This is a genomic window from Thiopseudomonas alkaliphila, assembly GCF_001267175.1.
Lineage (GTDB): Bacteria > Pseudomonadota > Gammaproteobacteria > Pseudomonadales > Pseudomonadaceae > Oblitimonas > Oblitimonas alkaliphila.
This window is the reverse complement of sequence record NZ_CP012358.1, coordinates 2,253,996-2,275,595: the sequence shown is the minus strand read 5'-3', so window position 1 is coordinate 2,275,595 and position 21,600 is coordinate 2,253,996. Positions and strand designations below refer to the sequence as shown.

Sequence of the window (21,600 nt, the reverse complement as noted above, 5' to 3'; positions counted from 1 at the left end):
ATGTTAAGCCAAGCCACTGCCCACATCAGCTTAAGTGATTTACTGGCTACACGACATGCCGTTACCCAGCTGGATGTACTGAACGTACATTGGCCCAAAAACCATACCTCCGGTAAATATCAAACGCGCTTACGCGGTCGCGGCATGGACTTTGATCAAGTGCGTCGTTATCAAGCTGGCGATGATGTGCGCAGTATTGATTGGCGCGTAACCGCACGCAGTGGTGAAACCCATAGTCGCGTGTTTCAAGAAGAACGTGAGCGCCCCGTATTTCTGCTAGTAGAGCAAAGCCCACAATTATTTTTTTCTTCTACCTGCTTTTTAAAATCTAGCCAGGCCGCTATTTTAGCCAGTTTATTTGGCTGGTCAGCGATGCAACATCAGGATCGGGTCGGCGGCATAGTATTTAATAATCAGCACTGGCAAATGACTAAGCCAACCCGTGAACGCTCGGGTTTATTGCATTTACTGCAGCAAATTGTCAGCTTTAATCAAGCACTCAAACCCGCAACCCAAACGGCCGAATTGAGTTTAGAACAGGTATTACTCGCCTTACAGGCACAATTGCTCGGTAGCTGTACGCTGGTTTTAATCTGTGATCAGCAAGCGCTCAGCCAAGCCGCCCACTATCAATTGCTGCGCCTTGCCGAAAAGCATGAGCTAATTTTATTGCCTCTCAGCGATCCCCTTGAGGCGAAATTACCTGAAGTCGAACTGCTAGCGCTCAGCCAAGGTTCCACCTCATTACAGCTAGACCTGGAGCAACAACGTGCACTGCAAGCGGCTTGGCAAGACAATTATTTGCAACAACAAGCCCGCTGGCAGCAACTAGCGGTCTTGACTGCCGCGCCGCTATTGCCAATTAATACGGCTGAAGATGTACTTGCGCAATTGACCCGTTTTTTAGCCCGCACCGTACCTGCTCGCTTATGACCAACGTTACTTTGCCCCAAGGCCTAGCCCCCTTAATACTGCCAGAACCCATCAGCTATTGGCCGTTAGCCATTGGCTGGTGGTTATTAGGTTTATTATTCGCTAGCCTGCTGGTTGCTAGTTATACGTTCTATCAGCGTCAACAACAAAGAAAACCTACTACAGCAACAGTCATCGATGCCCAACACAGCCTTAAGCTAAGCACCTTGCAGCAACTGCAATTACTGGCCCCGCCGGTGGCTAACTTATCCACCGCCCAATGGTTACAACAACTGAATCAATTACTGAAGCGAGTGGCCATGACCCGCTATGCAGAACAACAGCCGCACACGTTAACCGGTCGTGAATGGCTGGCTTTCTTAGATAGTCGCTGCCCTTCAGCAGGGCTGACGCGCTGGATGATTCTGGTAGAGGGGCCCTATAAAGCCAATTGTCAGCTGTCACTCACCGCGCAGCAGGCTTTGTATCAGTCAGTGACCCACTGGATTAATAAGCATGTTTGAGTTTGCTTGGCCATGGGTATGGCTATTATTACCTCTGCCCTTACTCTGCTACTGGCTCTTACCCAGTGCCCCTAGGGCGACTCACTATCTACAGGTTCCTTGGCTGGCTAACTTACAAGCCTTAGCTCAGAAACCCAACAAATTTAGCCCCGCCACCCTTAAACGTGGGTTGTTTTATAGCCTACTGTGGCTCTGTTTTTTGACTGCTGCCGCTCAGCCGCAACTAAAACAACAACCGCAAACTCTGCCTTTTTCCGGACGTGATCTGTTACTCGCCATTGATTTATCTAGCTCAATGGAGATCGTTGATGTAGAGCTAGAGCAAACAGCAGTCACACGCTTAGCTTTAGTACAGCAACTTATTAAGCAATTAATTGCTCAGCGACCACGTGATCGCTTTGGCTTGGTGTTTTTTGCTGACCAAGCTTTTTTATATGCCCCACTCACCTTAGAACATCATGCTTTACAACGCTGGCTACTAGAGGCTCAAATAGGTTTAGCCGGCGAGCAAACTGCCATTGGCGATGCCATTGGTTTATCGATTAAAACCTTACGCGAATTTGACTCGGAAAAAACGCTGTTATTGATCAGTGATGGAGAAAACACCACTGGCGTCATGGCTCCCCAAGCTGCAGCGCAGCTAGCAGCTTTAGCCGGTATTAAAATTTATGCCATTGCGGTTGGCAATAATGCAGAACAGCCTGCTGCGAATGCGCACCTTGCTGCCCTAGAGCAATTGGCGCAAAGCACCCAAGGACAGTTTTTTCACTTGCAGGATCAAACCTCCCTTGATCACCTACTAGATGCCCTTGAACAACTTATCCCTACGAGCCTAAATCGCTCGTGGTATCAGGCACAACCCTTATATCACTGGCCGTTGAGCCTGGGTTTGGTGTTATTTATTGGATTTTATTCCCGTCGTTATTGGCGGCACAGCTGGCCTATCACCCGTAAGAGGTCAGCAACATGAATTTAGAAACAGTGGGGATTATCTGGGTTAGACCGCTCTGGCTGATACTCTTGCCGCTCTTATTAGCAGCAATTGTCTGGATTGCTCGCCAACCACGTACCCCCAGTCACTGGCAAAAGAAACTGCCTAGCGCTTTACATAAAGCATTATTGACCCAACCCAAGCACGCCAATGAAAAAATCAAATGGCTGCTGATTAGCCTTACTTTAAGTCTGACCTGTATTGCGTTAGCCGGTCCCTATCGGGTAATTGCCAGTGATGCCGCCGAAGAGTTTCCGGCAGTCATGGTATTTCCGCTTTCAGATGCCATGCTGGCCACCGACTGGAGTCCCAATCGCTTACAGTATTTGCGGGAACAGCTGATTCAACAACTGCCCCAGTCCTCGATCAGTTTAGGCTGGGTGGTGTACGCCGGTAGCGCTCATGTTCTATTGCCCCCCACGCAAGACCTCACCCTCAGCCGCCACCTGCTACGCAGCCTTAGCCCAAGCATTATGCCCAAAGCCGGACAACAGGCTGATTTAGGCGTTGCCGCAGCTCAACAACTACTGAGCAAGACGCCACACAATCCCATTATTCTCTTTACCGACCGACTCACTGCTGCCGAGCAGCAAGCCATTATCCAACGGCTAGACATTCAAGCCAATCCACTGTATCTAGTACCGATCGGCACCGAACAAGGCTCTCCCTACCTAAAAGACGGGCAACTGGCACGCGATGCCGAAGATCAAATATTACTGGCTAAGTTACAACTTGCCTCCCTACAAACACTAGCCAAGCAGCCGTCCGTACAACTGATATACTTACAACAACTACCCTTACTATTTGAGCAATTAGCTAAGCAAGCCAGTCAACAGAAACTACAGCCACAACCACTGCCGGTGATTAGTTGGCTATTGCTCTGTATTGTCTTATTAATCGCTCTGGGTGCTCGCCAAGGCTGGCTGCTGGTGCTGTTACTATGGATTGACCTTCCTCACAGTGAAGCCAGTTACCCAGAACAACTCTGGCTACGAGCCGATCAGCAGGCCTATCGCTTGCTTGAGTCAGACCCAGCACAAGCGGCCGAGTTATTTGTTGACCGCCGTTGGAAAGCGGTGGCGCACTTTCAGGCCGGCCAATATCTACTGGCCGCAGAGTTGTTTGCTGCAGGCAGTTTGGCTGAAGATATGTATAACCAAGGATTGGCGCTATTTATGGCCGGAGAACTTGAAGCCGCTGCTGCAGCCTTTGCTAAGGCCTTAGAGCGTCAACCCGACTTAAGCGCCGCACGCCATAACTTACAACTCACCGAGCAAGCCATTGCCCAACTAAACCCCTCCCCAGCGAAGCCAAAACCTGCTGTAGAAGCACCTACTGCTGTGGAAAACATTGCTGTAGAGCAACTACCTTTTAGCCAGCAGACTGCCGAAAACGCGTCAGTTAAGGGCCTGCAGACACCGCTCACCACTGAACTGTCAGCCTTTGCCTTAGAGCTATGGCTGGAACAAATTCCAGATAATCCCAGCGCCCTATTAAAAAAGAAATTTCGGCTAGAACTGCAATCTGAGGAAGCTCGCTAAATGTCTCGTTTATCTGCTTTACTGATCACCTTGTCTATACTTTTCAGTCAGTTAGTTAGCGCCGCCGAGCTTGAAGTCAATCTAGATAAACAACGACTGATTCTGGGTGAACAAGTTGAGTTAACGCTCAGCTATCAAGGCCCTGAGCAGGTTTTTCAGCCAGATTTCTCCAGCCTACAGCAGGACTTTGAACTACTTTCAACTCAGCAACAAACAAGCCCTAAACAACAATGGCGTCTGCAACTAAGACCTAAACGTATAGGCCAACTGGCTATTCCAGCATTAACCCTCGGTGCTTATAGCTCAAGGCCACTCACCCTTGAGGTTGTTAACAACCAACCACTGCCCCAGTTAGACCGTCCGCTCCTGCTACAAGCACAGCTCGAACGTTCTACCGTGTATCTACAAGCCCAAGCCCGCTTAACTGTACGCCTGTTACATCGTATGCCCTTGTTTCCAGATGCCACACTTAGCCCCTTACAGCTCAGTAGCGCACGAGTAGAGGCTCTTGGGCCGCCCAAGGTGTACCAAGTCAATCAAGATCAGCAACGCTTTGGTGTGATTGAACTAAATTACGCCATTTTTCCTCAGCAAACAGGTTTGCTGGAAATCCCAGCACTGTCTTTTTCCGCTACGACTGCCGGTGAGCAACCGACACGGATTGAGACCAGTTCACAGCCCCTGCTCTTGCAAGTGCTGCCTATTCCTAACGAGTACCCCAGCGACGCGCCTTGGATTCCAGCACGTAAACTAGAGATTGAGCATCAGGTACTGCCCGATAACGGTAATGTGCTGCAAGGCAGTCCACTTACCTATCAAGTCAAATTTACCGCAGAAGGACTACCCAGTAGCTTACTGCCAAATCTATCGATGAATCTCCCTGAAGGCTTTAACCTCTATCCAGAGCCACCACAAACCCTCGAGCATAAACAACCCCAAGGCTTAATCAGTGAAAAACGTTTACGCGCGGCACTCGTGATCAATCCACAGGGACAATTTAGCATTCCCACGCCGGCCATCACTTGGTGGAACACTGAAACACAACAGGTAATGCGCACCCAACTCCCGCCATTAGCAGTGAATGTTAGCCAGCGCCCGTTGAATGCGCCCTTACCCAACACTAAAGCCGCTCCTATCACTGATAACTCGCTGAATTGGCTGCTATTCTGGCAGCTATTCAGCGGATTTAGCTTAATCCTGGCCGCTGTAAACTTTTATCTCTGGCGCCGTGCCCGTAGGCAACCAGCAGTGATTATGCACACCGTCCACACCGAAAGTGAAAGTGCCTTTAAAGCCGTGCTGCGCGCCTGTGAAAACCATCAGCCGCAGCAAGCACGACAAGCATTAGATCAGTGGATTACCTTTCATCCAGAAACCCTGCATGAGCTCAGTCAACGCTTTCCTGAATTGGCCAGCGCCCTTGATGATCTCAATCGCTGCTTATATAGCCCAGAAGCCGGCGAATGGCAGGGAACAGCCTTACTTAAGGTGTTGTTGGCCCTGCAAAACCAACAACAAAGCAGCGACGCTAGCCAACATAATTTACCGCCACTGTATCCTCAGTAATCCTTACTCAAGCACACTGTCTAGTGCACTGGCGGGCTAAGCAGTAGCCTCTGGACTGGGTTTATCCTCATCGGCTGTGACTTTAAACCAAGCGGCGTAAAGGGCCGGCAAGAATAATAACGTCAGCGCGGTGGCAAATACCAAGCCGCCCATGATAGCCACAGCCATCGGACCAAAAAATACGCTGCGCGACAAAGGAATCATCGCCAGCACCGCAGCCATCGCAGTCAGCACTATGGGTCGGAAGCGACGCACCGTAGCATCGACAATGGCCTGCCAGCGCCCATGCCCTGCAGCAATATCATGCTCTATTTGATCGACCAAAATGACCGAGTTACGCATAATCATGCCCGATAAGGCGATGGTGCCCAACATTGCTACAAAGCCAAAGGGCTGGGCAAAGAGCAGCAAGAACGTCGTGACGCCAATCATGCCTAAGGGTGCCGTTAAAAATACCAGCACTGAGCGCGAAAAACTGCGTAGCTGGATCATCAACAAACTCAGTACCACCACTAAAAATAATGGTAAACCCACCACCACTGAGTTCTGGCCACGACTAGAATCCTCTACCGTACCTCCTGTTTCTAACAGATAGCCGGCAGGTAGCTGCTCACGGACAGCGGCTAATTGCGGCAAAATTTGTTGCACCACATCTACTGCCTGCGCACTGCCATAAATATCACCGCGCACTGTTACCGTAGGTAAACGGTTGCGGCGCCAGATGACTCCCTCTTCAAAACCGTAACTCAGGGTGGCGACCTGGGATAAACTGATGCTGGTGCCATTTTCCGTCGGAATCGCCAAGTTACCCAGCCCAGCAAGATCGGTGCGATCGCTCAACACTCCACGCTGCTGAATTTGAATTAACTCATCGCCTTCACGGTACTGGGCCACGGCAATCCCAGATAGAGCACTTTGCAAAAAGCGTGACACGCCAGCCGTGCTCACCCCCAAGGCCCGCGCACGGTCTTGATCAATGGTTAACTTAACTACCTTACTTGGCTCTTCCCAATCGAGATGCACATTGGATACATGACTATTGCTCCGCACCACCTCAGCCACCTTACGTGCTTGGGCGCGTACCTCTTCAATATGTTCACCCGAGACGCGAAACTGCACGGGATAGCCCACCGGTGGCCCATTTTCTAATAACGTGACCCTAGCCCGTACTTCAGGAAAATCTTGATGTAAACGCTCAATCAGCCAAGTTCGCAGTTCAGCCCGTGCTGCTAAACTTTTACTCACAATCACAAACTGGGCAAAGCTGGTAGCCGGTAATTGTTGATCCAATGGCAAATAGAAGCGTGGCGCACCGGTGCCAACATAAGCCACATAATTATCAATATCCTGACGCTCGGCTAAGAGCTTTTCTAGACGTTGCACCTGTTGCTCGGTGGCGCTCAGTGACGCCCCTTCAGTCAGTTTTAAATCAACCATCATCTCTAAACGAGTCGATTCTGGGAAAAACTGCTTCGGTACAAACTTAAATAAAGCCACTGCCCCGCTAAAGACTAATAAGGTCACGCCAATCACTAGCCAGCGATGGCCAACACACCAATTAACCAACGCTCGAACAGCACGATAAAAGCGTGTGTCATAGGGATCATGAGCTTCTGCGGCTTGCTGATGCTTATTATCTGGTAACAGGTAATACCCTAAATACGGCACAAACATAACCGCAGCAATCCAAGACACCACCAAAGAAATACCCACTACCTGGAAAATCGAGCGGGTATATTCCCCCACGCTAGAAGCAGCCGTGGCAATCGGTAAAAATCCGGCGGCAGTAATTAAGGTACCGGTCAGCATCGGAAAGGCGGTACTGGTCCAAGCAAAGCTCGCCGCTTTGATCCGGTTATAACCTTGCTCCATTTTAATCGCCATCATTTCCACGGCAATAATGGCATCATCAACCATTAAGCCCAATGCCAATACCAAAGAGCCTAAAGAGATTTTGTGCAGCCCAATGTTAAGGTAATGCATCACCGTAAAGGTCATGGCTAATACAATCGGAATCGAAATCGCCACGACTAAGCCAGTACGAAAACCCAGTGAGAAAAAACTCACCAGCAAAACAATCGCTAGAGCTTCAATCAGTACCTGAACAAATTCACCAACACTGGTTTTAACCGCTGCGGGCTGATCGGAGACCTTAGTTAAGGTCATACCAATGGGCAAGGTTTGCTCAAGCCGCGCAAACTCCTGCTCTAAGGCTTTGCCTAAGACTAAAATATCGCCGCCCTCGCGCATCGCCACTGCAATCGCTAAGGCCTCTTGTCCCTGGTAGCGCACCTTAGGTGCGGCGGGATCTTGGAAGCCGCGGTATACCGTGGCGATATCACCTAAACGAAAGGTTTGATCTCCCGCACGAATCGGAAAAGCGCGAATTTGTTCAAGATTTTCAAACTGACCGCTAACCCGAATTTGCACCCGATCACTGGCAGTTTCAAAAAAACCTGTCGCAGTAACGGTATTTTGCTCTTCTAGCGCTTGCTGGACCGTTTGCCAAGGCACACCCATGGTGGCTAAGCGTGTATTGGAGATTTCGACCCAAATCCGCTCTTCTTGCAAGCCCAAGATCTCGACCTTACCCACATTTTTAACTCGCTGTAGTTGCAGCTGTAAACGATCGGCATAGTCTTTCAACGTCGCGTAATCAAAGCCGTCGCCGGTTAAGGTGTAGATATTGCCAAACGTAGTCCCAAACTCATCATTGAAAAAAGGGCCTATGATGCCTTGCGGTAAGCTGTATTGAATGTCACCGATTTTCTTACGCAACTGATACCACAACTCAGGAATGTCTTTAGATTTAAAATCATCACTGGCCAGAAAAGTTACCTGGGATTCACCTGGCCGCGAGAACGAGACAATTCGCTCGAACTCCCCCGTTTCCATCAGCTTCTTTTCAATCCGCTCCGTTACTTGCTGTGAAACTTCTTCCGCCGTCGCACCTGGCCAGAGGGTTTGAATTACCATGGCTTTAAACGTAAACGGCGGATCTTCACTTTGCCCAAGCTGGCTATAGGAAAAAAAACCGGCCAACCCCAGCATAATCATTAAAAATAAAATTAATGGGCGATTATTGAGCGACCACTCGGAGAGATTAAAGCGCATCTGCTGACTCCTGCTCTCCTAGGTGCACTGGGCGGTTATCTCGATCAACCGCAGTCACCACTTGCCCAGCTTGTAGCAGCTGCACGCCACCCGTCACCACCCAGTCACTGCTCTGCAAACCTGAAAGTACCGTCACCTCGGTCTCACTAAAAGCACCGGTTTCAATATCAACTCGCTCAGTTATCAGTTGTTCATTTGCTTCTGAATGAGCCACCACACGCCACACATAGGGCTGATTGTTTTCTGCGGTAACTGCACTGAGCGGAAGTTTGAGCATCGGCCGCGTAGTTTTATAGGCATAGACTCTGGCACTTTGCCCGATTTCCGCCATGCTATTATCAGCGGCGAAACTCACTCGGGCTGCAAAGGTGCGCGAACGGGGATCAGCAGCCGGTGAAATTTCACGAATACTGCCTTCATACTTTTGCTCGGGATGACTCCACAGCTCAACCTTGACCGCATTACCGACTTTAAACTGAGCCGCAGTCTGCTCGGGTAAACCAATCACCACCTCTCGCTCACCATCCGCTGCTAGCACAAAGACGGTTTGCCCTGCGGCTACCACTTGCCCAACCTCTAGGCGGGCCATGCTAATGACCCCGTCTGCCGGTGCATACAAGGTGCTATAGCTGCTTTGGTTTTTCGCCACATCGTATTGTGCCTGCGCCTGCTTTAATGAGGCTAGCGCAGTTTTATACTGGGTATCGGCATTGTCAAAATGCGACTGGCTAGCGAGTTGACGCTGCTTAAGCTTTAAATAACGATCGCGCTCGGCTTTCACTAAGGCAAGATTTGACTGGGCGGCACTGACCTGTGCTTGCGCTGACTGCAACTGTAAATTAACGTCTTGAGCATCTAGTTTAGCTAGCGGCTGGCCTTGTTTAACGCGTGCCCCCACATCGACTAAGCGCTCGGTGACTTTACCACCGATACGAAATGCCAGCTCAGGCTCAAAGCGGGCTCTGACTTCACCGGGAAAGCTTTCGTTATGACTAACTCCTACCTGAGGTTGCGCGACCAGTACCGGCCGCACTACCGCCGCTGGTTCTGGCTCTTGCTGACAACCTACCAGCCAGACGCTACTGATAAGCCCAAGTATAAGAGAAAAACGATACGGCATACCCAACCCAACCTGCTGACAATATGAAGTTTGATGAGCCCATTAAAACACTTGTTTGAGCGATAAATCTAGCAACACCTTAGTCACAAATTTGGTTAAGCGCGTCCTCTCATCAACACTCCCCACTGTTTTTTATCACTGGGTTTTATCACAGAATTTAACGAAGTAGAGGCTTTCTACCGGCAAAAGCGTGGGCTAAGGTGCTGCCGTCCACTAGCTCTAACTCTCCACCCAGTGGCACGCCATGGGCTAAGCGCGATACCACAAGCGACTCACCGAGTAACAATTGGGCAATGTAATGGGCGGTTGCTTCACCTTCTACGGTGGGGTTGGTGGCGAGGATCACTTCACTAAACTGACCTTGCTCAATACGCTCGATCAAATCAGGAATACCTACGGAGTCTGGCCCCAGTCCATCTAATGGAGAGAGATGCCCCTTGAGGACAAAATACAAGCCGCGATAACCGGTTTGCTCTACCAAATGCACATCCACTGGGCTTTGCACTACACACAGCAACTGCTGTTCACGTTTCGGATCGGCACAAATAGCACAAATATCTGCTTCACTGAGCGCACGGCATTGCTGGCAATACCCAACGCCCTGCATCGCTGCTTGTAAGGCTTCTGCCAAACGTAAAGCACCGCCTCGATCCCGCTCTAATAGTTGTAAAGCCATGCGTTGGGCGGTTTTTTGTCCCACGCCTGGCAATACACGTAATGCATCCAACAACTGTCGAACTAAAGGACTAAAAGACATAATCAATCTACAAAAAAAAGCCTGCAGCAAGGTGCAGGCGTGAACCTTAACTAACGCTTAGAAAGGCATTTTAAAGCCTGGCGGTAATTGCATACCTGCGGTCATGCCGGCCATGCTTTCTTGGGTATTTTGCTCTACTTTACGCACCGCATCATTAACTGCAGCAGCGATTAAGTCTTCTAAAATCTCTTTGTCTTCTTCCAGTAAGCTGGCATCAATATTAACCCGACGTACATCATGTCGACCGGTCATCACAATACTGACTAAACCAGCACCTGACTCACCCGTAACTTCTGCATTGGCTAGCTCTTCTTGAGCTTTTTGCATTTTTTCCTGCATTTCTTGAGCTTGCTTCATCAAGCCCGCCATTCCACCTTTAAACATAACTTTTTCCTCTGAGTTGCTTGTTAAATTGGCTCAACGGTTTGGGGGACAATTGTAGCGCCAAACTGCTCCATTAGCTGCACTACAATAGGATCTTTTAAAATTTCTTGATGCGCTTGATGCTGAGCTTGGGCTTTACGCCGTAACTCGGCTAAAGCCGGGGTCTCCACCTCTTGCTCTGGCTGTTTTTCGATTACCAATTGAATTTTTTGCCCTAGCCAGTCGCTGATTGCCTGCTCAATTCTCTGCTGCTGATTAGCATTCAGTAATGAGCTACGTCCTTGTTCAATATGCATTAACCAATGCTGCTCTGCCGTTTTTTCGATCAACGCACAGTTCGCGGCAATGCTAGCAGTCATTCCTGCTAACTCGAGTTGTGGATAAATCTCGAGCCACTCCGCAGCCACCCCACTGGCACTTGGAATCTGTAACCGTAAATCTTCAGCTAAGACTTCATCAGCCACTGCTCCCACCGGTGCTTGCTGGGCCTCAGACTGCTGTAAGTCAGCATAATGCTGGTGGATATCCATTAAATAGGCATAGGAATCGAGAGCGCCGTCATCGATCTCATCAGTTTCTGAGTCAGCCTCTGTGTCCTCTGACTCTAACTGAGCGAGTGGCTCAGGCGCTACTAAAGTGGCCGCTACAGGTTCAGCCGCTGGCGCTGCAGAAGGCTGAGGTACATCTTCCCAAGGCGCCGGTTCCCCACTGATTTCTGCTTGCGGTTGCGGTTGCGGTTGCGGTTGCGGTTGCGGTTGCGGTTGCGGTTGCGAAGAAAGGCTAACGCCTAGGGTGTTTTTTTCAGTTTTTTTTTCTGCGCTGGGATCAACCCTATCTGCAGCAGTGACTAAAGTCACACTTGGCTGATGCGCTAGAGCAGCCGGACGAAACGCTAACATACGCAGCAAAACCATCTCAAAACCACTGCGCCCATCAGGAGCTAACGGTAAATCTCGCTGCCCAATTAACCCAACTTGATAGTAGAACTGTAAATCTTCAGCCGTTACCGTTTGCGCAATCGCTAAAACTTGCTCACGATCACCTTGGCCATTATCAATCGCATCAGGGACCAATTGCGCTACCGCGGCACGGTGCAAAATACTTAATAACTCGCTGAGCGCCATTGCCCAATCTGGACCTTGGTCAGCCAGCAGGCCAATCGCCTGCAATAATTGCGCGCCATCACCTTGTAATAACGCCTGTAAAATGCTGTAAGTATGGCCCTGATCAATCGAACCAAGCATTGCTCGCACATCTTCAGCACGTATCTGTCCCTGACCAAAAGCTACCGCCTGATCAGTTAGACTCATCGCATCACGCATAGAGCCGTTAGCCGCGCGCCCAAGCAACCATAAAGCGTCGGTATCAAAGGGGATTTGCTCAGCGCTTAACACATCAGACAAATGCCCAACAATAGGCTCAGGCTGCATATTTTTTAGAGAAAACTGCAAGCAGCGCGATAAAATCGTAGGGGGTAGCTTCTGTGGATCAGTGGTAGCCAATAGAAACTTAACGTAACTCGGTGGCTCTTCTAAGGTTTTTAGCAACGCATTAAATGAGCTGGTCGATAGCATGTGCACCTCGTCAATGAGGTATACCTTATAACGCCCACGGCTGGGCATATACTGCACATTATCGAGTAACTCACGGGTATCCTCGACCTTGGTTTTACTGGCCGCATCCACCTCGATTAAATCAACAAAGCGCCCTTCATCTACCTCGCGGCAAATTGAACACTGCCCACAGGGCGTTGAACTGACGCCTTGCTCACAGTTCAAGCACTTGGCCATAATCCGCGCAATGGTAGTTTTTCCTACGCCACGGGTGCCGGTGAATAAATAGGCATGGTGTAAGCGCTGACTATCAAGTGCATTAATTAAGGCCTTGAGCACATGGGCTTGCCCGACCATTTCTGCAAAATTTTTAGGACGCCATTTACGCGCCAGCACTTGATAACTCATCGTCACCTACTGTTTCAAGGGATTAAAAATACGTAGGTATGCTAACGGAGCAGAGACAAAAATGCACTGCCTTAGCCACAGATTAAGGCATTAGCTAAACAATTAAACGAGATATAGAAAAGGCGCAGATAACTGCAAAGATTGGAGGTGACCACTACCAGCCACACCCCGGCACACAATGTCCCTGCTATGGCTGCTCCCTTCCGGGCCTGACCAGGTTAACAGGTAATCGTTGCGAGGGGACCGGTAGGGCCACCATAACACGCGCCCCAAAGACCTTGGGGCGGCGCTTATTGTACCTTTATTCGTTATAAACACAAGGCTTAGTTTGCACTTGCAGTTTGTGTTTGAGCACTAAGTAAAAATACATTCTCCGTTAAACTGGTAAGCCCACGTTCAACAAATTTAGGCTCGTAGCGTAAAATATCGCGTTGTCCAACTCTCTGTATCTGATAGTCATTCGTTAAAAAACTATTTAATTGCGCCTCACTTACAGCAAAGGGGGGCCCAGCCATTTCACTTTGCAAGTAATCCATCACCACCACTAAACCAGTGGATGCTTGGGGCAAAATACTGAACAAATGCGCAGCGTAGCGTGCTTGCAACTCAGGTGGCCAAGCCACTAAAGCTGCCCGATCATAAACTGCATTGCACTGTGCTAAGTGAGCTTTAGTTAAAGCAAAAAAATCTCCGCTATACAGCGTGATATTCGCCGCTTGGTAGCACTTAAACTCTGCCGTTTCAACTAGGCTAGGCGTGAGCTGGTGCTCTTTAAAAAAATCTTGCACGGCTTTTTCCGCCAGCTCTACCCCTATTACTTTATAGCCTTGTTCAGCGAACCACAGCAAATCTAAGCTCTTACCGCACAACGGCACAAATACCGTAGCCCCTGGCGTTAGTTTGGTGAGGTGCCAATACTTATCTAGACAAGGATTTGCTCGATCCCGTAAATGAAAACCGATTTGGTTGTTCTCCCAGCGTTCTAACCAAAACTCCTGATCCATACGCACCTCTTTTATCAAAAAACTTACGGCCGATCATTCCCCACCTACACTTCTGTTGCAACTCGAATCTGATCTAAGGACGGTAAACTATGAAACGATTAATCCAAGCTCTGCTCTGCAGCACTCTACTAGGTTTACCCCCTGCATTAGTACTTGCCGAGGAGCCTGCTCCTGCTGTAGCTAACACTCAACAACAAACTCAAACTATTAACCTAAATCAAGCTGATGCAGAAACCTTAGCCAAACACTTATCTGGCATTGGTATGGCCAAAGCCCAAGCCATTATTGCTTATCGAGAAGCTAACGGGCCCTTGGAGCACATTGATGAGTTACTAGAATTGACATCCTCCCCGGCCTGAAGGCCGGAGATTCCTACGGCGCTCAGGTGCGGCATTGAACCGCCTCTGAGTCGCTTCGGTGGGTTCCTGCTGCTGGCGACCTTACCGCATCGCTCACTTCACAGGCGAACCGGGCGTGTCCCGCCCTTAAGATATTGATCGCGCCGACCAGATCGGCGTTTTCCTCGAAGCCGCATTCCACGCAGGCGAACTTTGCCTGACTGGTGCGGTTCTCCGCCGACACATGCCCGCAAGCCGGACAGGTGCGGCTGGTGTTCTGTGGCGGCACGACAATCAGATAGCCGCCACTCCAGGCCAGCTTGTAATCCAGTTGGCGGCGGAACTCGAACCAGCCTTGATCGAGGATGGACTTATTTAGGCCGGACTTGGCCCGAACCTTCTTACCCGGCTTTTCGGTGGTACCCGCCGCCGACTTGGACATGTTCCGTACCTGCAAATCCTCGATACACACCATCGCGTGGTTTTGGCTGATCGTGGTCGTGGCGTTGTGCAGGTAGTCGCGGCGGGCGTTGCCGATGCGGGAATGGATACGCTGGACGCGGGCCTTCGCCTTCTTCCAGTTGTTGCTGAATTTGGTCTTGCGGCTCATCGACTGCTGCGCGCGGCGCAAGGCGGTTTCATGCCGTTTGAAGCTGTTGAGCGGCGAATAGCACGTGCCGTCCGAGAGCGTGGCGAAGCGGGTGATACCCATGTCGATGCCGACCGCGCCGCCTTGCGGTAGCGGTTGCTCAACCTCTCTCTCGGTCTGAATCGACACGAACCACTTGCCGCAAGACTGGCTGACGGTGATGTTCTTCACCGCGCCCAGCACCTCGCGGCTGTTGCGGTAGCGTAGCCAGCCCAGTTTGGGCAGGAATACGCGGCTGTTCGCCTGATCGAGCTTGACTTGCTTCGGGTCGGGATAGCGGAAACTATCCGATTGGCCTTTCTTCTTGAAGCGCGGGAAGTCGGCCCGCTTGGCGAAGAAGTTGCTATAGGCCCGCTCCAAGTCCTTGAGCGTCTGCTGTAACGGGTGAACGGGCGCATCGGCCAGCCAAGCCGTCTCTGAGCTGTTGCGCCACTCGGTAAGCAACTTGCACAAGCCCGCATAGCCGAGCTTCTTCTCGCCCTGCTCGTAGCGTTCCTTCTGCAACGCCAGCGCCTGGTTGAACACGAACCGACAAGAGCCAGCGAAGCGGCGCATTTGTCGCTCTTGCTGGCCGTCTGGCCGCAATTCGTATTTGTAGGCTTGAAGTCGTCGCATACCCAATTATACTCTTGGTCCATGAGCAATGACACCGATATTCGATAAGGACGGCACTGTGCTTTTAAGATGCACGTCCATTTGGTCTTTGTGGCGAAATACCGCCGCGGAGTGTTCGATGGCGACGTCCTCTGTCGGCTGCGCACCATCTTCGCCAAGACCTGCGCCGACTTCGAGGCGCAACTGATCGAAATGGACGGCGAAGACGATCACGTCCACCTGCTGGTGAAGTATCCGCCCAAGGTGGCTGTTTTCAACCTCGTGAACAGCCTCAAAGGCGTGTCCAGCCGCCTGCTACGCAAGGAGCCGGCCCGACATCCAGAAACGCTACTGGAAAGGCGCTCTTTGGTCGCCGTCCTATTTCACATCATCCTGTGGTGGCGCGCCGACTTCCATCGTGCGTCAGTACATCGAACAGCAGCAGACTCCACACTGAGACCTAAGGACGGCTGCCGTCCGTGCTATCCTTCCCCGCCCTGAATGACGGGGCTTGTCGCGCTCCGGGGTCAAAGGTATCGATAACGCCACACTGGAAAAAAATCGCGATAAATTATCGCTCTAACTCTCCTTCAACTAAATAGGGTCATTGCGACGCAATAACTCCTCCGGTAGATGCTCAATGTATTCTTCTTCCGGGGGAGGCATCTGTAAATGAAAACCTTGCTGCTGTAAATTTTCTAATACTTGGGAGATGTCTTCTCGTGCTAACTGTTTCTCTGGCGTAAGCAGTAAACTAAAGCAGAATTTTGGCCGACCAAATAAGCTTAATAAAGCCTCCGGCACTTTATTAAGTTCATCCGCTTTGGGCACATATAAATACATCCCTGGTTTTTTAGTGCTTTGATAAATCGAACAAATAATTTTCATCAGACGTTTTCCTGCAAACGGTCTAGGAGTAAATCACCTAGCTGCTGTCTTCTCCAACCCGATAAACTTTCGGGTAACTGATAGTATCCTGTTTCCAAGCCACTTCTTAGCAATGCCTCTAGGCATTTCTTTTTCACCATCATTTCTGGCGCAATGTCTAACTGCTGCGCCTGTAGTTTTGCCCAACGATGAAGCTTCTTCAGCTGCTTAGCCTCGGTCACTGTTAACGGCTGTGGCAGTGACTCTGGCCACTGCTCGGCGGGCTTTTTTAGCGCTTGCTGAATCAAGCTTAAAACCTTAGCCCCTTCACGGCGTATGGTATTAGGATGCATATCTACAATGTCTGATAGCTGATAGAGGCTAGTCGGCTGCTGTTCAGCTAAAGCATATAACGAGCTATCTTTCAGTACGCGACTACGCGGCACGTCACGGCTCATCGCCTGCTCTTCACGCCACGCCGTTAAATGCTGCAGCACTCCTAGCTGCTGACGATTTAGCTTCCAAGCCTGCTTAATCAGTTGCCAGCGCAGCTCGGGCTCTGACTTGGCTGTATGTAGCTGCACCAAGGTATCACCATCTTCAAATAGCCACTGTAGCTTTTCTGCTGATAAGCGCTCAGCTAACTGCAAATAAACCTGGACTAAGTACAACGTATCTTGAGCTGCATACAGCACTTGGGTCTCACTCAGTGGACGCTGGAGCCAGTCAGAACGGGTTTCTCCCTTGGGCAGTTCAATATGTAACAATGCCTGCACCAGCCGTGAGTAGCCCATAGAAAAGCCAATATTTAATAACCCAGCCGCAATCTGAGTATCAAAAAGACGCTGTGGCCTTGCCTCCATTAACCTAGCAAAGACTTCCAAATCTTCACCGCAAGCATGTAACACCTTGATCACCTGCTTGCTTTCTAATAGCTCTTTAAAAGGCTGCCAGTCTGTAATTAACAAAGGGTCAATCAGAAAAACACTCTGCCCATCACTGAGTTGAATTAAGCCAGCAATAGGATAAAAGGTACTCACTCGAATAAACTCAGTGTCGACGGCTAAGTAGCTTAATTTTGCCCATTGCGCACACTTCTCACTTAGCTCTTGATCGCTAGTCACCCATTGAATATCTATAGACACTGATTTCACTCCTCTAATAGGCCGCCGATTATACCTATCTCGAGCTAAATACGTAGTTCTTCCAGCAGCTAAGTGCCCTAATAGCTTTGGTCCGCGTCTAACTGACGTTCAGCTAGGATTCAGCTAGGATTTTGTTACAATGCATGACCAACTTTACAAAAGTAGTCACTACAGACTTAGTATTTAGTTGAAGAGCGGTCTTTGAGAGATTTGGTTAGTCTTGCCAAATAATGAAAAGCGCATCTTAGTTTAGCCCACTCAGGTCGTTATGTTTTCTAAGTAACTCGCTCACTTTCTAGCAATCTCTATCCTATTTGCGAGGTGGTTAGTGATAAAAGTTTTAGTCGTTGATGACCATGATCTGGTGTGTCTTGGAATTACCAGTATGCTAGAAGGTATTCCAACATTTAATGTGGTTGGAACTGCCAACAGCGGTGAGCAGGCTTACACGCTGGCCAGTCAATTGCAGCCCCATGTTATCTTGATGGATATTCGCATGCCGGGTATGGGCGGTTTAGAAGCGACCCGTAAAATCATGGAGCGCTTACCTGATACCAAGATTATCGCGGTCACTGCCTGCGATGATCAAACTTATCTCGAACGCTTATTTGAGATTGGCGCCAAAGGTTTTCTGACTAAAGGCGCGCCGCCAGAAGAGCTAATCTCTGCGATTAACAAAGTGATAAAAAATGAGTACTATCTGAGCCCTGAGCACTCCCATCGTTTAGCCTTAAATCATTTAAAGAGTGCTCCTGAATGTCCATTTTCAACCTTGTCCAGTCGTGAACTAGAAGTCTGTTTAATGATTGCTCAAGGTCATAAGGCACAAGAATTATCCGACTTATTTTGTGTCTCGCCCAAGACGATTAACACCTATCGCTATCGCGCCTTTGAAAAACTAGCTATCGACAGTGATGTTAAGCTAACTCATCTGGCGATTAAGCATGGGCTTATTGAAGTCCAATCATAAAATTATGACTGTATTTGATGTCTCAGCTTTTCTTGCCAGTTGCAGCCAGCACCCTGGCGTCTATCGAATGTTTGATGCAAATGACCAACTTCTCTATGTCGGCAAAGCCAAAAACCTGAAAAACCGGCTCAGCAGTTACTTTAAAACCCAACAGCTAGCGCCGAAGACCGCAGCCTTAGTCAAAAAAATAGCGCGCATTGCAGTCACACTCACTCATAATGAAACCGAAGCGCTATTACTTGAACAAACGCTGATTAAGCAATCTCGCCCGCCCTATAATATTTTGCTGCGCGATGATAAGTCTTATCCCTATGTCTTGCTCTCTAATGACCCTTTTCCCCGTCTCAGTATCCATCTAGGCAAGAAAAAACCCCAAGGTGAAATTTTTGGGCCATACCCAAGCCGCGTAGCCATTCGCGAAAGTTTAAACTTACTACAAAAAACCTTTCAGGTTCGCCAGTGCGATAACACTTTTTTTAAAAATCGCAGCCGCCCCTGCCTGCAGTATCAAATTAAACGCTGCAAAGCACCCTGTGTCGGCTTAGTCGAGGCCGATGAATATGCTCAAGATGTAAGGCACTCTAAATTATTTTTGACCGGTCGCAGTCATGCCCTAACTGATGAGTTAAAAACCCATATGGAGCAAGCGGCAAAGCAGCTAGATTTCGAGCAGGCAGCGGTGATTCGTGACCAAATTTCAGCCCTTAGACGTGTGCAAGATCAGCAATCGATGGAAGGCGGCCATGGCAATGTCGATGTGATTGCCTTAGCCAGCAATGCCGGCGTTGCTTCAGTACACCTGATTAAGGTACGCGATGGTCGAGTCTTAGGCAGTAAAAATTACTATCCAAAACTTGCTTTAGAATCAACTGATAGCGAAATTCTTACGGCCTTTATTGCCCAGCTCTACCTAACAGGCGCTGAACGTGACCTACCCAATACCTTAATCACTAACTTAGCTCTGGACGACCGTACCGCCCTGACCGAGGCATTATCAGCCGAGCACCAGAAAAAAATTGAGTTACTGCATACGGTTCGCGGCAATCGCCTGCGCTGGCTACAACTGGCCCAAACCAATGCCGAACATGCCCTACAAACTCAGCTCGCCGACAAATCACAAATCGCCGATCGCTTTGATAAGCTCACCCAAGCACTGCAGCTAGACAGCACACCCGAGCGTTTAGAATGCTTTGATATTAGTCACTCCAGTGGCGAAGCAACCGTGGCCTCTTGTGTCGTATTTGGCCCAGATGGGCCACTGAAGTCAGACTACCGTCTATACAATATTGCAGGTGTAACCGCCGGTGATGATTATGCTGCTATGCAACAAGCCTTAGAGCGCCGTTTAGCTAAAGCTAGTAAGCAAGCTGACGCTAAATTGCCGGACTTGTTGATTATTGATGGTGGTAAAGGTCAATTGCAAATGGCCAAAGCGGTACTTAACGAACTGGCTTTAAATGACATTACATTACTTGGCATTGCTAAAGGTGTGACCCGTAAACCTGGCCTTGAAACTTTGTACCTTAACTCAATTGAGCATGAGTTCACCCTGCCTAGCCACTCACCTGCTTTGCACTTAATCCAACATATTCGTGATGAAGCGCACCGCTTTGCTATTACTGGACACCGCGCACGACGTGGTAAAGCACGACGCACTTCACCTTTAGAAGGCATTCCTAATGTGGGGCCAAAGCGACGGCGTGAACTGTTAAAACAATTTGGTGGTTTGCAAGAGTTGTCCCGCGCCAGTATTGAAGAAATTTCCAAAACACCGGGGATAAGTCGTACACTAGCGGAAACTATCTACGCAGCCCTTCATAGTCACTAGTTTGGTCTTAATCACTTTCTCTATGAATATCCCAAATATTTTAACCTCGCTGAGAGTACTGCTAATTCCCTTTTTAGTGCTCTTTTATTGCCTACCCTTTAGCTGGAGCTATTGGACGGCAGCGGCTATTTTTGGCTTAGCCAGTATTACCGACTGGCTCGATGGTTATTTAGCTAGGCGCTGGAAGCAAAACACCCCCTTTGGCGCTTTTTTAGACCCCGTTGCCGATAAATTACTGGTTGCGGTTGCTCTGGTGCTGTTAGTTGCACATCACTCGACGTTGTGGCTGACGATTCCGGCGGCGATTATTATTAGCCGTGAAATTGTGGTCTCGGCCCTACGAGAATGGATGGCTGAGTTAGGCGCCCGCGCCCAAGTAGCTGTTTCTAATATTGGCAAATGGAAAACTGCAGCACAAATGGCCGCTTTATTCGTATTATTGGCCAATCCTCCCAAACCTACCCTTTGGGTGAAACTGGGTTATGGGTTATTAGTGATTTCAGCAATCTTAACCCTGTGGTCGATGCTGGTGTACCTCATTGCTGCGGGTCCCCACTTAAAGCCTACAGCGCCAAATAAAAAATAAACCTTTAACCAAGTCCTTGGTCTAAGCCACTGTTATTTAATCAAGACCGATACTGGAGAATGTCCATGCAACGTATTTTAGCCTTATCCTTATTAGTTGCGAGTAGTGCAGTGATGGCTGAGTCTGATTTTAAAAAGCAATTAAATGCCTTTCCCAATGCAGAGCCTGGAATGACTCGGCATGTGATTCAACTCCCACAAGCTGAGCAAGAAGAATTGTTAAAGCTGGAGCTAATTCCTGGCAAAACCCTTGAAGTTGACTGCAATCGCCAGTTTTTTGGTGGCGACCTAGAAGAAAAAGATCTGCAAGGCTGGGGTTATAGCTACTATGTATTATCCGAAGTGAAGGGTCCTGCTTCAACCTTAATGGCTTGTCCACCTGATCAAGAAAAAAAACCAGCCTTTGTTCAAGTCAATACGGGGCTTGGCTTAGTTCGCTATAACAGCAAACTGCCGGTAGTGGTTTACACACCACAAGATATTGAGCTGCAATACCGTATCTGGCGCGGTGATGAGCACACCACCCAAGCCCATAGCCTTGAGCAATTGGCTACTGATTTAGAAAAGTAACTTTTTTAAATCAAAGACTTGACGAATTAATTTTAGCCTCTATAATGTCGTCCTGTTACCAAGACATGCGGGAATAGCTCAGTTGGTAGAGCACAACCTTGCCAAGGTTGGGGTCGCGAGTTCGAGTCTCGTTTCCCGCTCCAAGTTTTGTAAGCGCCGCTATAATAATGGCGGCGTTTT

Annotated in this window: 19 protein-coding genes, 1 tRNA gene, 1 other RNA gene and 1 pseudogene; 12 read left to right on the top strand and 10 right to left on the bottom strand. The window is 49.2% G+C overall.

Features of this window, described 5'->3' with window-relative positions; translation table 11 throughout:
• Genes AKN87_RS10985 through AKN87_RS10965 form a run of 5 tightly spaced genes read left to right on the top strand, consistent with a single transcriptional unit; the run spans window position 1 to window position 5,534 of the window.
• The gene (locus tag AKN87_RS10985; protein WP_053103449.1) at window positions 1-933 is read left to right on the top strand and encodes a DUF58 domain-containing protein; all 933 of its coding nucleotides are present in this window, start codon (window positions 1-3) and stop codon (window positions 931-933) included.
• A complete protein-coding gene (locus AKN87_RS10980) occupies window positions 930-1,436 on the top strand; it encodes a DUF4381 domain-containing protein (RefSeq protein WP_053101195.1) in 507 nt (168 codons plus the stop codon). Before AKN87_RS10985 ends, AKN87_RS10980 begins: the two co-directional genes overlap by 4 nt.
• A complete protein-coding gene (locus AKN87_RS10975; RefSeq protein ID WP_053103448.1) occupies window positions 1,429-2,406 on the top strand; it encodes a VWA domain-containing protein in 978 nt (325 codons plus the stop codon). The genes AKN87_RS10980 and AKN87_RS10975 overlap by 8 nt, the downstream gene beginning before the upstream one ends.
• Window positions 2,403-3,968 carry a vWA domain-containing protein gene (locus tag AKN87_RS10970; RefSeq protein WP_053103447.1) on the top strand — a complete coding sequence of 522 codons (1,566 nt, stop codon included), beginning with the start codon at window positions 2,403-2,405 and terminating at the stop codon, window positions 3,966-3,968. The genes AKN87_RS10975 and AKN87_RS10970 overlap by 4 nt, the downstream gene beginning before the upstream one ends.
• Entirely contained in the window at window positions 3,969-5,534 is a 1,566-nt protein-coding gene (locus AKN87_RS10965; RefSeq protein WP_053103446.1) for a BatD family protein, read from the top strand. It abuts the gene before it with no gap.
• A gap of 36 nt (window positions 5,535-5,570) precedes the next feature.
• Here AKN87_RS10965 and AKN87_RS10960 read toward each other — a convergent pair whose 3' ends face one another.
• From AKN87_RS10960 to AKN87_RS10935, 7 genes are all read right to left on the bottom strand, one after another.
• Window positions 5,571-8,648 (bottom strand): efflux RND transporter permease subunit, encoded by a 3,078-nt coding sequence (locus AKN87_RS10960; protein WP_053103445.1) that lies wholly within the window; start codon window positions 8,646-8,648, stop codon window positions 5,571-5,573.
• The gene (locus AKN87_RS10955; protein WP_053103444.1) at window positions 8,638-9,768 is read right to left on the bottom strand and encodes an efflux RND transporter periplasmic adaptor subunit; all 1,131 of its coding nucleotides are present in this window, start codon (window positions 9,766-9,768) and stop codon (window positions 8,638-8,640) included. Before AKN87_RS10955 ends, AKN87_RS10960 begins: the two co-directional genes overlap by 11 nt.
• 157 nt (window positions 9,769-9,925) lie before the next feature.
• Complete coding sequence (recR, locus tag AKN87_RS10950; protein ID WP_053101183.1) at window positions 9,926-10,525, bottom strand: recombination mediator RecR; 600 nt, start codon at window positions 10,523-10,525, stop codon at window positions 9,926-9,928.
• A 57-nt stretch (window positions 10,526-10,582) separates the two neighbouring features.
• Entirely contained in the window at window positions 10,583-10,909 is a 327-nt protein-coding gene (locus AKN87_RS10945; RefSeq protein ID WP_053101181.1) for a YbaB/EbfC family nucleoid-associated protein, read from the bottom strand.
• Between the two features lie 23 nt (window positions 10,910-10,932).
• The gene (gene dnaX, locus AKN87_RS10940; protein ID WP_053103443.1) at window positions 10,933-12,870 is read right to left on the bottom strand and encodes a DNA polymerase III subunit gamma/tau; all 1,938 of its coding nucleotides are present in this window, start codon (window positions 12,868-12,870) and stop codon (window positions 10,933-10,935) included.
• Between the two features lie 152 nt (window positions 12,871-13,022).
• An RNA gene (gene ffs / locus AKN87_RS12160) (signal recognition particle sRNA small type) lies at window positions 13,023-13,119 on the bottom strand.
• Window positions 13,120-13,193: 74 nt separating this feature from the next.
• A complete protein-coding gene (locus AKN87_RS10935) occupies window positions 13,194-13,874 on the bottom strand; it encodes a thiopurine S-methyltransferase (RefSeq protein ID WP_053103442.1) in 681 nt (226 codons plus the stop codon).
• An 89-nt stretch (window positions 13,875-13,963) separates the two neighbouring features.
• Here AKN87_RS10935 and AKN87_RS10930 point away from each other — a divergent pair, with 89 nt between their 5' ends.
• Entirely contained in the window at window positions 13,964-14,233 is a 270-nt protein-coding gene (locus AKN87_RS10930) for a ComEA family DNA-binding protein (RefSeq protein ID WP_053103441.1), read from the top strand.
• Between the two features lie 22 nt (window positions 14,234-14,255).
• Here AKN87_RS10930 and AKN87_RS10925 read toward each other — a convergent pair whose 3' ends face one another.
• Window positions 14,256-15,476 (bottom strand): RNA-guided endonuclease InsQ/TnpB family protein, encoded by a 1,221-nt coding sequence (locus AKN87_RS10925; RefSeq protein ID WP_053103440.1) that lies wholly within the window; start codon window positions 15,474-15,476, stop codon window positions 14,256-14,258.
• 69 nt (window positions 15,477-15,545) lie between these two features.
• Between AKN87_RS10925 and tnpA the strand changes: the two are divergent.
• A pseudogene (gene tnpA / locus AKN87_RS12155) lies at window positions 15,546-15,912 on the top strand (IS200/IS605 family transposase).
• A 137-nt stretch (window positions 15,913-16,049) separates the two neighbouring features.
• Here the strand turns inward: tnpA and AKN87_RS10915 are convergent.
• Both AKN87_RS10915 and rnd read right to left on the bottom strand, forming a co-directional pair.
• The gene (locus tag AKN87_RS10915; RefSeq protein WP_053101173.1) at window positions 16,050-16,343 is read right to left on the bottom strand and encodes a YcgL domain-containing protein; all 294 of its coding nucleotides are present in this window, start codon (window positions 16,341-16,343) and stop codon (window positions 16,050-16,052) included.
• The gene (gene rnd / locus AKN87_RS10910; RefSeq protein WP_053103438.1) at window positions 16,343-17,467 is read right to left on the bottom strand and encodes a ribonuclease D; all 1,125 of its coding nucleotides are present in this window, start codon (window positions 17,465-17,467) and stop codon (window positions 16,343-16,345) included. Before rnd ends, AKN87_RS10915 begins: the two co-directional genes overlap by 1 nt.
• A 328-nt stretch (window positions 17,468-17,795) precedes the next feature.
• Here rnd and AKN87_RS10905 point away from each other — a divergent pair, with 328 nt between their 5' ends.
• The 5 genes from AKN87_RS10905 (at window position 17,796) to AKN87_RS10885 (ending at window position 21,563) form a co-directional block, all read left to right on the top strand.
• Window positions 17,796-18,437, top strand: a complete 642-nt coding sequence (locus AKN87_RS10905; RefSeq protein WP_053101169.1) for a response regulator — start codon at window positions 17,796-17,798, stop codon at window positions 18,435-18,437.
• A 1-nt stretch (window position 18,438) separates the two neighbouring features.
• Window positions 18,439-20,265, top strand: a complete 1,827-nt coding sequence (uvrC, locus tag AKN87_RS10900; protein WP_053103684.1) for an excinuclease ABC subunit UvrC — start codon at window positions 18,439-18,441, stop codon at window positions 20,263-20,265.
• Between the two features lie 22 nt (window positions 20,266-20,287).
• On the top strand, window positions 20,288-20,851 hold the full coding sequence (gene pgsA / locus AKN87_RS10895) for a CDP-diacylglycerol--glycerol-3-phosphate 3-phosphatidyltransferase (protein WP_053101167.1): 564 nt from the start codon (window positions 20,288-20,290) through the stop codon (window positions 20,849-20,851).
• A 65-nt stretch (window positions 20,852-20,916) separates the two neighbouring features.
• Entirely contained in the window at window positions 20,917-21,420 is a 504-nt protein-coding gene (gene eco / locus AKN87_RS10890; protein ID WP_053103437.1) for a serine protease inhibitor ecotin, read from the top strand.
• 67 nt (window positions 21,421-21,487) lie between these two features.
• Window positions 21,488-21,563: transfer RNA gene (locus tag AKN87_RS10885), tRNA-Gly, on the top strand.
• Window positions 21,564-21,600 lie beyond the last annotated feature (37 nt).

Excerpts from the sequence above, each read along its gene's own strand:
- AKN87_RS10985 (WP_053103449.1), top strand. The coding sequence starts at position 1 with ATGTTAAGCCAAGCCACTGCCCACATCAGCTTAAGTGATTTACTGGCT.
- AKN87_RS10980 (WP_053101195.1), top strand. The coding sequence starts at position 930 with ATGACCAACGTTACTTTGCCCCAAGGCCTAGCCCCCTTAATACTGCCA.
- AKN87_RS10975 (WP_053103448.1), top strand. The coding sequence starts at position 1,429 with ATGTTTGAGTTTGCTTGGCCATGGGTATGGCTATTATTACCTCTGCCC.
- AKN87_RS10970 (WP_053103447.1), top strand. The coding sequence starts at position 2,403 with ATGAATTTAGAAACAGTGGGGATTATCTGGGTTAGACCGCTCTGGCTG.
- AKN87_RS10965 (WP_053103446.1), top strand. The coding sequence starts at position 3,969 with ATGTCTCGTTTATCTGCTTTACTGATCACCTTGTCTATACTTTTCAGT.
- AKN87_RS10960 (WP_053103445.1), bottom strand. The coding sequence starts at position 8,648 with ATGCGCTTTAATCTCTCCGAGTGGTCGCTCAATAATCGCCCATTAATT.
- AKN87_RS10955 (WP_053103444.1), bottom strand. The coding sequence starts at position 9,768 with ATGCCGTATCGTTTTTCTCTTATACTTGGGCTTATCAGTAGCGTCTGG.
- recR (WP_053101183.1), bottom strand. The coding sequence starts at position 10,525 with ATGTCTTTTAGTCCTTTAGTTCGACAGTTGTTGGATGCATTACGTGTA.
- AKN87_RS10945 (WP_053101181.1), bottom strand. The coding sequence starts at position 10,909 with ATGTTTAAAGGTGGAATGGCGGGCTTGATGAAGCAAGCTCAAGAAATG.
- dnaX (WP_053103443.1), bottom strand. The coding sequence starts at position 12,870 with ATGAGTTATCAAGTGCTGGCGCGTAAATGGCGTCCTAAAAATTTTGCA.
- AKN87_RS10935 (WP_053103442.1), bottom strand. The coding sequence starts at position 13,874 with ATGGATCAGGAGTTTTGGTTAGAACGCTGGGAGAACAACCAAATCGGT.
- AKN87_RS10930 (WP_053103441.1), top strand. The coding sequence starts at position 13,964 with ATGAAACGATTAATCCAAGCTCTGCTCTGCAGCACTCTACTAGGTTTA.
- AKN87_RS10925 (WP_053103440.1), bottom strand. The coding sequence starts at position 15,476 with ATGCGACGACTTCAAGCCTACAAATACGAATTGCGGCCAGACGGCCAG.
- AKN87_RS10915 (WP_053101173.1), bottom strand. The coding sequence starts at position 16,343 with ATGAAAATTATTTGTTCGATTTATCAAAGCACTAAAAAACCAGGGATG.
- pgsA (WP_053101167.1), top strand. The coding sequence starts at position 20,288 with ATGAATATCCCAAATATTTTAACCTCGCTGAGAGTACTGCTAATTCCC.
- eco (WP_053103437.1), top strand. The coding sequence starts at position 20,917 with ATGCAACGTATTTTAGCCTTATCCTTATTAGTTGCGAGTAGTGCAGTG.